This is a genomic window from Rhodocytophaga aerolata (genome assembly GCF_030503435.1).
Lineage (GTDB): Bacteria > Bacteroidota > Bacteroidia > Cytophagales > 172606-1 > Rhodocytophaga > Rhodocytophaga aerolata.
In genome coordinates this window covers 1-1,536 of sequence record NZ_JAUKPO010000146.1, presented here as the reverse complement: position 1 = coordinate 1,536, position 1,536 = coordinate 1, and the positions used below count along the sequence as shown (strand labels likewise).

General features: G+C 37.6%; 2 protein-coding genes. Both read left to right on the top strand.

Annotation, left to right across the window (positions count from 1 at the left end; all coding sequences use genetic code 11):
* Positions 1-418 precede the first annotated feature (418 nt).
* Entirely contained in the window at positions 419-856 is a 438-nt protein-coding gene (locus Q0590_RS37230; RefSeq protein WP_302042766.1) for a VOC family protein, read from the top strand.
* A gap of 18 nt (positions 857-874) precedes the next feature.
* Positions 875-1,324, top strand: a complete 450-nt coding sequence (locus Q0590_RS37225) for a DUF5990 family protein (protein WP_302042765.1) — start codon at positions 875-877, stop codon at positions 1,322-1,324.
* Positions 1,325-1,536 lie beyond the last annotated feature (212 nt).

Here is a 1,536-nt window from a genome sequence, read left to right as displayed (position 1 = left end):
CTGAAAGGGGAAGTTATTTTAACTACTTTCTCTTTCTATAACTTAAATTGAAAATGGGCGAAAGGGGATGTAAAATAGTTAAAAAAAGAATCCTAGATGGTTATTCTCACCCTTCAAGCCCTTTGATTTTCAAACACGACTATAGAGCGATTTCTGTCAACCTATATCAGTACAAAACCCCTCAAACCACCTTGCCGCTTGCTAACTGGCTTCACCAACTGGCCAGTAGGAGACTTTCACTCCTGAGATAATTATTGTATATTTCTTTCAAAATAGACTGTGCCATACTGGGCACACACACTTAACCCACAGCAACCAGCCCATTCCAAGCGTAAAACCACAGCACGAGGGCACGGTATGCGAGGGTCTGAGGTGTGTTAACGGTCATTGTAAAATCACAACATACACTACATATAAAGTGAGTTTCAAAACAACTAAAACAGATATCATTAATAAAGAACCTTTTATGACAGAGAATACTATCACAACCGTTAAACCTTTTTTGACCGTACACAATGCGAAGAAAGCTATTGACTTTTATGTGTCCTGTTTTGGAGCTGTTGAGACTAAAAGATTTGAAATGCCTGACCAGAAAATATCATCTGTCATTGAAATTGACAAAGCAGAGTTTTATGTAGGGGATCAGGAAACTCATCATGAAAATCTAAGCCCGGAGCTAACATCGAGTAGCCCAGTTAGAATAATTTTACAAACCAAAAATGCTGACCAGTTATTTGAAAAGGCAATAAGGTTTGGTGCGACTCAAATTTGTCCAATGACTACCGAAGAAGATTGGAGAATTGGAAAACTACAAGACCCATTTGGACACATTTGGGAAATTGGTTACACTTTGTAATTCTGTAAAGTGACAATAATGGCAGACCAAGAATTAACTCTAAAAATTGTTTTAGAAAAGCCGCCAAGTGGGGTAGACTTCGGATTACAAAAAGGAAGTGGAAATAAATACAAGACAATTCAAATACAAAGATCCAGCGATAAGAATGTAGAGTTTGAATTCACAATTACTGTCAAGCTTAATGATGGCCTTCCAAACTTTCTTGGTGGATTTGTTCAAGGACCTCCTACTCAGCGTTTCATTTATATAGATATTGGGACATATGCGGGTCAAAAAGATACAACCTGGAGTCGAAGATTGAAAATTCCTTTAATGGGAATTAGCTTGAACACTATCAAAGAACTTTCAACTAATAATAATAAGATTTTAGAAGCAAGGGTTCCCGGTACTGGTAGAGATGGTGGACCAAATTGTGCTACTGTAAAACCATTTAGTGGATGGCATATCTCTACTCGAGCAGCACAATAAAACGGCACAAAACAATGTATATAAATCACGCCTGCAGATGAGCAGGTTTTCTTAATTATTCCCTTCTCAAATGAACTTGCTACCTTTGAGTGGAGGGAAAAGATAGGAAGATTTAGTAATCTACTAAATTTGACCTTATGAAAAGACAAGTGATTTGACCAAGCTGATCCCCTCCCAAGAAATTAGACACATTAGAAGTAAAGACAAAGGGG